Annotated in this window: 10 protein-coding genes and 1 pseudogene; 3 read left to right on the plus strand and 8 right to left on the minus strand. The window is 72.0% G+C overall.

All coding sequences use genetic code 11. The annotated features are described in order from the left end of the window. Positions 1-165: 165 nt before the first annotated feature. Together AC08OT_RS16595 and sigE are read right to left on the minus strand one after the other, a co-directional pair. Complete coding sequence (locus AC08OT_RS16595) at positions 166-522, minus strand: anti-sigma factor family protein (RefSeq protein ID WP_476593937.1); 357 nt, start codon at positions 520-522, stop codon at positions 166-168. Continuing rightward, positions 519-1325: an RNA polymerase sigma factor SigE gene (gene sigE, locus AC08OT_RS16600; RefSeq protein WP_476593936.1), complete on the minus strand. Its 807-nt coding sequence runs from the start codon at positions 1323-1325 to the stop codon at positions 519-521. Before sigE ends, AC08OT_RS16595 begins: the two co-directional genes overlap by 4 nt. A 165-nt stretch (positions 1326-1490) precedes the next feature. Here sigE and AC08OT_RS16605 point away from each other — a divergent pair, with 165 nt between their 5' ends. Next, entirely contained in the window at positions 1491-2144 is a 654-nt protein-coding gene (locus AC08OT_RS16605; RefSeq protein ID WP_476593935.1) for an O-methyltransferase, read from the plus strand. Positions 2145-2615: 471 nt separating this feature from the next. Continuing rightward, on the plus strand, positions 2616-2993 hold the full coding sequence (locus AC08OT_RS16610) for a hypothetical protein (RefSeq protein ID WP_476593934.1): 378 nt from the start codon (positions 2616-2618) through the stop codon (positions 2991-2993). Between the two features lie 75 nt (positions 2994-3068). Here AC08OT_RS16610 and AC08OT_RS16615 read toward each other — a convergent pair. From AC08OT_RS16615 to AC08OT_RS16625, 3 genes and pseudogenes are all read right to left on the minus strand, one after another. Next, positions 3069-4729 (minus strand): annotated as a pseudogene (locus AC08OT_RS16615) (leucyl aminopeptidase family protein). 93 nt (positions 4730-4822) lie between these two features. Continuing rightward, positions 4823-4990, minus strand: coding sequence for a DUF3117 domain-containing protein (locus AC08OT_RS16620; RefSeq protein ID WP_007511639.1), 168 nt, complete (start codon positions 4988-4990; stop codon positions 4823-4825). A 242-nt stretch (positions 4991-5232) separates the two neighbouring features. After that, positions 5233-5571 (minus strand): DivIVA domain-containing protein, encoded by a 339-nt coding sequence (locus AC08OT_RS16625; protein ID WP_476593933.1) that lies wholly within the window; start codon positions 5569-5571, stop codon positions 5233-5235. 57 nt (positions 5572-5628) lie between these two features. Between AC08OT_RS16625 and folP the strand changes: the two genes are divergently transcribed. Continuing rightward, the gene (gene folP, locus AC08OT_RS16630; protein WP_476593932.1) at positions 5629-6531 is read left to right on the plus strand and encodes a dihydropteroate synthase; all 903 of its coding nucleotides are present in this window, start codon (positions 5629-5631) and stop codon (positions 6529-6531) included. A gap of 90 nt (positions 6532-6621) precedes the next feature. Here folP and AC08OT_RS16635 read toward each other — a convergent pair whose 3' ends face one another. From AC08OT_RS16635 to AC08OT_RS16645, 3 genes are all read right to left on the minus strand, one after another. Beyond that, positions 6622-7221: an LOG family protein gene (locus AC08OT_RS16635; RefSeq protein ID WP_476593931.1), complete on the minus strand. Its 600-nt coding sequence runs from the start codon at positions 7219-7221 to the stop codon at positions 6622-6624. Next, complete coding sequence (locus AC08OT_RS16640) at positions 7218-8048, minus strand: LOG family protein (protein ID WP_476593930.1); 831 nt, start codon at positions 8046-8048, stop codon at positions 7218-7220. The genes AC08OT_RS16635 and AC08OT_RS16640 overlap by 4 nt, the downstream gene beginning before the upstream one ends. 266 nt (positions 8049-8314) lie before the next feature. Continuing rightward, positions 8315-8630: FAD-dependent oxidoreductase (locus tag AC08OT_RS16645; RefSeq protein WP_476603010.1), on the minus strand; the 316-nt coding region annotated here is incomplete at its 5' end.

Genomic DNA, 8630 nt, shown 5'->3' on the forward strand with positions numbered 1-8630 from the left:
GCGCGGGACGGCCCGCCTGACCCAGACCGCGCGCCGCCCCGCCGGTGGCTCCAAGCGCCGGTCGAGCGGCGAGCCTGGGCGAGGCGGGACGAGTGCCGGCGCCCGGGCGAGGATCGGAGGGGGGCTGTCGGAGCTCGGCGGAACGCGGCAGCAGGGCCGGTACTGTCACCGTGAACGCCCCGGGACGCCTGGCCGGGTCGAGACGGGTGGGGCCCCGCCTGTCCGGCGCAGGACGGAACTGGGAGCGCTGGGACTGTGGGGACCACTGGGGCTGTTGGGGCGAACCCGGGGGGACGCGGGCACCGCGGCCGGACCGCCCAGGCTGAGCAGCCAGACCGCGAGGCCGCCAGGAAGATCCGGGCCATCGAGGGCGACCAGCCGTGCCTTGACTATCCGCAGGGCCGCCACCTCCCGCTGGCACTCCCCGCAGCAGGCAAGATGCGCGAGCGCGCGGTCGCGAGCGTCATGATCGAGTTGATGGTCGATGAGAGGCGAGATCCGATCGCCGAGATGCTCGGTCACGCCCGCCGCTCCCGCGGAGCACCACCCTTGCTCCCGGCGGCGACGGGCCCATGCCGTCCCCCGCTTCTGAGCCGCCCGTCGTCGCCTCGGCCCCAATGCGGTCTGGTCGTGCCCGGCGGCGCCGCGTCCGCCTCGGCGAGCTCCGCCGCCGGCCCGACGGCGGGCTCCGCGGCGAGAAGGGCGTCGTCCGAGACCGCCACGGCGGCGGACAACGCGGCACCGTCACCGGTACGTGGCGCGCGATCGGCCAGCGCCGCGCGCAACATCGCCCGACCGCGCGAGATCCGGCTGCGCACTGTGCCCAGTTTCACGCCCAGCGTCTGAGCGATCTCTTCGTAGGAGAGCTGCTCGATGTCGCATAGCACGACGGCGGCCCGGAAGTCGGGCGGCAGAGCGGCGAGCGCGGCCTCGACGTCCGCGTCGAGATGAGCCTCGGCGTAGACCGCCTCCGGGCTCGCCTCGCGGCCGGCCAGCCGCTCGGTGTCCTCGGGCAGCGCATCGAACCGGATCTTCTGCTGGCGACGCATGCGATCGAGGAAGAGGTTGGTGGTGATCCGGTGCAGCCACCCCTCGAAGGTGCCGGGGGTGTAGTCCGCCAACGACCGGAACACCCGAACGAACACGTCCTGCGTCAGGTCCTCGGCGTCGTGGGCGTTACCGGTGAGGCGGTAGGCGAGGCGGTAGACCCGGTTGCCGTGCTCACGGACCACGTCTTCCCAGGAAGGAGGAACCCAACCAGGAGCTTCTGCGGTGGCGGCGACGCCGGCGGCGTCCGAGCCCGCCCCGGGGTCCTGAGCAGCCACGGCCGCCTCTCGGTCGGTTCGCGTCAAACGTACCCGACGAGCCGGCCAGGGAGCGGCGAATCCCGCTGCGGACACCGACGTTTCTCCCCTCGATCCTCGACACGATGCGCGTTGACCAGATGAACGCGCGTCCCTGGTCTCCCGTTCCCGTAGGCTGCGGAAGTCATGCCGGACACTGACATCGGCGAGCTCGAGTCCGCCGCCGCCTATGCAGAGGGCTTCCTGCTGGAAGACCCGATCCTTCGCGCTGCCCGCGCCCGAGCCGAGGAGGTCGGGATCGTCCCGGTCAGCCCGGGTACCGGCGCGGTCCTGCGCTTCCTCGCCGCCGCCGTGGGCGCCCGCGCGGTGGTCGAGATCGGCACGGGTACCGGGGTCTCCGGTACCTGGCTGTTGCGCGGGATGCGGCCCGACGGGACCCTGACCACCATCGACGTCGAGGCCGAGCACCTTCGGCTGGCCCGGCGCACCTACGCCGACGCGGGGATGACCCCGGGGCGCAGCCGGCTGATCACCGGCCGCGCCCTCGACGTTCTCCCCCGCCTGACCGACGGCGCCTATGACCTCGTGTTCTGTGACACGGACCGGCGTGAGGGCACCGAGTACCTCACCCAGGCCCTGCGGCTGCTGCGGCCGGGCGGCGTGGTGGCATTCGCCAGCGTGCTGGCCCTGGCTCAAGGCCAGGCCACCGGCCCCGAGGCGGTGGCGGTCCGCGAACTCGCCACGGCTGTACGTGACGATGTGCGGCTCACCCAGATGCTCCTCACCACCGGCGGCGGCCTCCTGGTCGCCGTGGTCGCCAAGTCCTCCCCGGTCGGCTGACCAGACACCCCGGCCGGCTGGCCAGGCACCCCGGTCGGGGTGACCGGTCCGCGGTAACACGATCGGGGCCAGCTGATCGTGCCGGTACCCGGTGGCTCCTCGGTGGACGCGTAAGGTGCGCTTAAGCGTGACATTCCTACGCCTTGGGGAGTAAATGGCACCGGCCGCACAGGAGTACCGGCGCTATGACGTCTACGACGGCGACCACGGCAACTACGGCGACCACGACAGCGACTTCGACACCTAATGACAGCCGCGCCGAGCCGCCGCCCGCCCCACGTGAGAGCCTGCTGCCCTACATCACGTTCGTCCTCGTCATGGCGGTCCTGGCCGGGATTGCCGGTTACACGCTGAACCGCCTGGTGGGGCCGGCGCACGGCGCGCGCTCCGCCCACCCGGCCGGCCGTACCGGGCGCCACCCCCTCCCCGCCGGCCGCGGGAGGCGGCCTCGCCGGCCTTACCGCCGAGCAGGTGGCGATCCGGCTGGCCGGCGCGGGCCTGCCGCTGCACACCACCGTCGCCTACACCGCGGCCAGCGACCCCGATCGTCTCCTGGGCCGGGCGAACGGCTACACCAGCAGAATCGCCTTCAGCGATCCGCGGGTGGGCGTCAACGAGGTCTCCGGGAGCCCCGCGGACGCGATCGAGCGCGGCGGCCCGATCGAGGTCTTCGCGGACGCGGAGAGCGCGCAGCGGCGGGCGACGAAGCTCCTCACCGTCACCGCCGACAACCCGCTCGTCACCGAGTACGTCTTCGTCCAGCGCACCGTGGTGCTCCGGGTCTCCCTGGTCCTCTCCGAGGACATCGCCCGGGGATACGAGGCCGTGCTCCTGCGTCTCGCGGCCTGACCTCCCCTTCGCGGCCCGGCAACACCCAGGGGTACCCGGGACCCGTCTGGGGGTTCCGGGGTTCCGGGGTTCTACTCAGGCCGCCGGTGCCTGGGACGGCCCACCCGACAGCCAGGTCAGCAGGGTACGCACCCCCCACCCGGTGCCGCCCCGGCTGATCTCGCCGTCGTCGGCGTCCGACCGTGCGGTGCCCGCGATGTCCAGATGCGCCCAGGGCCGCCGGCCCGCGAACTCCCGCAGGAACAGCGCCGCGGTGATGGAACCGCCCCCGACGTCCAGCGCCCGGCCGATGTTGGCGAGGTCCGCCACCGGCGAATCGATCGCCGCCCGGTACTCCTCCACCAACGGCAGCCGCCACACCCGTTCCCCGGCGCTGTCCGCCGCGGCGGACAGCGCCGCCGCCAACTGGTCGTCCGAGCTGAACAGCCCGGCGGTGCGCCGGCCGAGCGCCACGGCGATCGCTCCGGTCAGCGTGGCGAGGTCGACGATGACATCCGCGTCGAGCGCGCCCGCGGCGTAGGCGAGGCCGTCCGCCAGCACCAGGCGACCCTCGGCGTCGGTGTTCAGTACCTCCACCGTGGTCCCGCCCCAGCAGGTGATGACGTCGCCGGGATGCATGGCAGTCGCACCGATCATGTTCTCCGCCAGGCAGAGCAGACCGGTGACGCGCCCGGGCACGTTCAACGCCGGCAACGCGGTCATCGCCCCGAGCACCGCCGCCGCGCCCGCCATATCAGTCTTCATGCCGGCCATCGGGACGGCCGGCTTCAGGGAGAGCCCACCCGAGTCGAAGGTGATTCCCTTCCCGACCAGGACCCGGTGACCATCGGTGAAGCGGCCCGCCGACGAACCATCCGGCCCCGCCGACCCGGTGGATCCCGCCGATCCGGTGGATCCCGCCAACCCGGCCTCGCCAGAAATCCGCGGTGGCCCGTGATATTCGAGTTTGACCAGGTAGGGCGGCCGAGGGAAACCCTCACCGACGGCGCACAACCCCCCGAAGCCCTGCGCCAGAAGATCGTCGGGGCCGAGCAGGGTCGCGTCGAGACCCGCCGACGCGGCGATGCGCACGGCACGGTTCGCCAGCCACGCGGGTGACTTCACCAGACTCGGCATGTTGACCAGATCGCGGGCGATGTATACCCCGGTGGCCACCGCCCGCGCGGCGTCGACCGCGGCCGCCGCCCCAGGCTCGTCCGCCCGACCGGTGAGCACGATGACGTCGCCGGGCACGCCGTTCTCCGGCCCGGGCCGGCCGGCCGGGTCGGGCACTCCGCCAGCCGGGTCGGGCACTCCAGCGGCCCGGTAGGCGCCTAGCGCCAGGCCTTCGGTGAAGGCCCGCAGGCCCGGATCGCCGGGCTCCGCCACCACCGCGAGCCGGTCCGGTGCCCCGGCGCGGCGCCCGCGGCCCGCCAGCCACCCGGTTGACCGGCGCCGATGCCGACCACGAGCAGCCGGGTCGGCCGAGCCGTCCGGGCCAACGGCACCACCAGCACCGAACCCGCATCGCCGCGCAGGGACTCGGACTCGACCAGCAGCGCGAGATCCAGTCCTAGATCGGCGCCGATGCCACGGGCAGTCTCATCGAACACGGGTCCGTTCTCGGACGACGCGAGGACCAGGGCGACGGTCGCGGGCTCGACGCCGGCGACGGTGGCGGACCGTAGGGTGACGCTGAGAGGAAGCCTGATGAGCCCGTCGATCGCCGGGCCTGGCGCGGAATCAACGATGCTCATGCCGGCCTTCTCGCCGGGACCGCCGGACCACGACGGGACCCGGCTGCCGCGGGACAGGCGCGAGGACAGCGCACACGGACGGACACACGGAGGTTAACCGACCGCGGTCTTCAAGGCATCCCCCAGCGCACTCGCCTCGTCGGCGGTGAGTTCCACGACGAGCCGACCGCCCCCCTCCAGCGGGACACGCATGACGATGCCGCGCCCCTCCTTGGTCACCTCGAGCGGACCGTCACCCGTCCGCGGCTTCATGGCCGCCATCGGTGCACCTCTTCCTGCCGTCGGACCTGCATCTGACGACGATTATCCCGTAGACCGGACCGCAAACCGAAACACGTCTCTGCGCGGCATCACAACAGTCGCCCGCCGCAACATCGAGAGGTGGGCGTCGATGTTGATGGCGGCGCCTGTACGTGTCCCTGCGTAGGCCAGATCGACCGGCTACCAACAGTCGATTGTAATGCCACAGGCAGCCGGCGGATGCCACGGACAGTCGGCGGCGATCACTCGTCGATCTGTGGCGAGCGAGTAACCCGATGCCCGTCCGGCGATGGCGCGGTGTCGACGCGCGCGAACGCGGCCAGCCGGACCAGCTCCTCGTCCCGCCAGGCCAGCTCGTCGGCCAGCCGAAGCAGGACGGCGTCAACCTCGGCCATCCGGTAACCACGCAGCGCCATCCCGAACCGCGTGCGGGCAATGTCGCCGGCTGTTACCGTACCGACAGGTAGTCCGGTGGGAGCGCCGTCCGGCGGCGCCGGGGCGAGCCGATCGAAGCGACCGACGGCCAGCGCGGCCACCGCGAAGACGACGGCGGCCACGATCACAATTTCGATGACGAGCACCACGCATCCGATCGTGCCACGGCCCGCCGATCGCGGTGATTCTGGCAGGCTGGCCCGGTGCATGCCGACGCTGCCCACCCGGCCCCGCTACAGCGGGATCCGCTACGACTGGGTCCGCGGACCTTCGAGCCGACCGAGCTGATCGTGATGGCGATCGTCAACCGCACCCCGGACTCCTTCTTCGACCGCGGGGCGACGTACGGTGCGGCCGAGGCGTTGGCTGCGGTCGACCGTGCGGTCGACGAGGGGGCGGGGATCATCGACATCGGCGGGGTGAAGGCCGCGCCCGGCGGCGAGGTGAGTGCGACCGAGGAGCTGCGCCGCGTGGGTGGCTTCGTCGCCGAGGTCCGGGCCCGCCACCCCCGGCTGGTCATCAGCGTCGACACCTGGCGCGCGCAGGTCGGACGGGTCGTCGCGGGTGAGGGCGCCGACCTGCTCAACGATGCCTGGGGCGGGGTGGACCCGGCGCTCGCCGAGGTCGCGGCCGAGTTCGACGCCGGTCTGGTCTGCACCCACGCCGGCCATCTGCCGCCGCGCACCCGGCCGCACCGGATGGTCTACGACGACGTAGTCGCCGACATCGTCGCCACCACGGTGGGGCTCGCCGAGCGGGCGGTGTCGCTCGGGGTCCGGCCGGATGCGATCCTCGTCGATCCCGGGCACGACTTCGGCAAGAACAGCCGCCACTCCCTCGAGGCCACCCGCCGGCTGCCGGAACTGGTCGCCACCGGGTGGCCGGTGCTCGTCGCGCTGTCGAACAAGGACTTCGTCGGGGAGACCCTGGACACCGGCATCGACGAACGCCTGGAGGGCACGCTGGCCGCGACCGCGGTCAGCGCCTGGCTCGGGGCCCGGGTCTTCCGGGCGCACCAGGTGGCGGCGACGTGGCGGACGCTGCGGATGGTCGCAGCGATCCGGGGCGACGTCGACCTCGCCGTCGCCCGCCGCGGCCTCGCCTGAGGACCGCCCTCGCCTACCCAGCCAGCTTGCCTATCCAGAGGGATTTTTCGGACACGAAACCCTCTGGATAGGCAAGGAACAGGAACGGGCTCAGTCGCCCTCGACGATCTCCCGCAGGGTCGGGGGCGGGGGCGAGGTGACGGTCGCCTCTGTCACACCCGCCTCCAGGAAGTCCACCGCCTCGCCGATGCCGGTCGCCCAGCGGAGGGTGTCCCGGGCGCGCGGGCGGACGAACCCGCGGTCGACCATCTCGTCGACGAGGATCCGCAGGTGGGCAAACACCCCGTCGGGGTCGAGGACCACCACGGGCTTGGTGTGCATGCGCAGGACCCCGGCGACCCAGACCTCAAGCAGCTCCTCAAGGGTGCCCAGGCCCCCGGGCAGAGCCAGGAAGGCGTCCGAGCGCGCGTCCATGAACGCCTTACGCTCCCGCATGGTCTCCGTGACGATGATCTCGTCCGCGTCCAGGTCGCGGACCTCCATCGCGACCAGCGCCCGCGGGATCACACCGACCGTGTAACTTCCGCCGGCCCGCGCCGCCCGGGCGATCGCTCCCATGCACGACACCGAGCCTCCGCCGGAGACCAGGGTGTGGCCGCGCCGGGCAAGCTCGGTGCCGGTCTGGGCCGCCAGCAGGACGTACGAGGGGTCGATCAGCTCGGAGGAGGCGCAGTACACGCAGATGTTCACGGAATATCCATACCTGCGGGCCGGGTGTGCCCGGCGGTTCCCTCCAGGATGATGCGCACGGCCTCGTGGATGCCGTCGGTGATCGAGAGGATCTGCAGGTCCCGCTCCTGGACCAGGCCGGCGGGCAGCAGGGTCGTCCGCATCCAGTCGACGAGTCCCGACCAGTACTCGGAGCCGATCAGCACCACCGGGAACCGGGTGACCTTGCCGGTCTGGACCAGGGTCAGCGCCTCGAACAGCTCGTCGAGCGTGCCGAACCCACCGGGGAGGATCACGAACGCCTCGGCGTACTTCACGAACATCGTCTTGCGGACGAAGAAGTAGCGGAAACTGACGCCGAGGTCGACCCAGTCGTTGAGCCGCTGCTCGTAGGGAAGCTCAATACCGAGGCCCACCGACAGGCCGCCGGCCTCCTGGGCCCCACGGTTCACCGCCTCCATCGCGCCCGGCCCCCCGCCGGTGATCACCGCGAAGCCGGCCTCGGCGAGCGCGGCGCCGAGCAGCCGGCCCTGCTCGTAGAACGGGCTGTCCGGGGGAATCCGGGCCGAGCCGAAGACGGTCACCGCCCGTGGCAGTTCGGCGAGCAGGCCGAAACCCTCGACGAACTCGCTCTGGATCCGCATGACCCGCCACGGGTCGGAATGGACGAACCCCGAGGGGCTGCGGGTGTCGAGCAGGCGCTGATCCGTGGTGGAGTGCTCCACCTGGCCACGCCGGGCAATGACTGGCCCACGGAACTGCTCCAGCGGCGGGATGCGGCGCTCGCGGCCGGTGGTCGGTGGCTGGGCACCGACAGGTGCGGGGTCGGAACCCGCAGAGCGTCCCACGGGCGTGTCGTCAGAAGAAGGCGCGGCGCCATCCTCCTCAGCAAGCGGTAGGGAGGGCGGCTCCGGGCTCGAGGACGGTGTCACGACGGCACCATAGGCCACGGCTCGGGCGTTGCGGGATGACGCCGCCCACGTCGGTGAAGCTGCTCACGCCGGTGGATCAGGACGCCCCCTCGCGGCGCAACAAGGCGAACACCGTGCGCCGGAGGACGTAGAAGTCCTTCGACTTCCCTTTTCGCGCGCATCAGTCATGTATCAGTCATGTGTCAGTGCGGGACACGACACGGGCCAGCACGGCGTCGCCCCTCGGCAGCCGGCAGTGGAACGCGCACCCGCTGCAACGCGGCGCGGATGTCGGAGTAAGAGACGTCCTGAACGGCGACGCCTTGGCGAATCCCGCTTCCGGCCGCGATCGCCGCCGTCTGGCCGAGCATCATGAACACTGGTTCCATCCGCAGGGAGCACCAGGCGACGTGCGAGGAGGAGACGCAGACCGGGACGGCGAGGTTCACGCACTCCTGGCGGCGCGGCAGAATCGAGCGCAGCGATACCGGCCACGGCCCCGACGCGGGAACGTCTAGG

This window comes from Frankia sp. CgJB1, assembly GCF_977947065.1.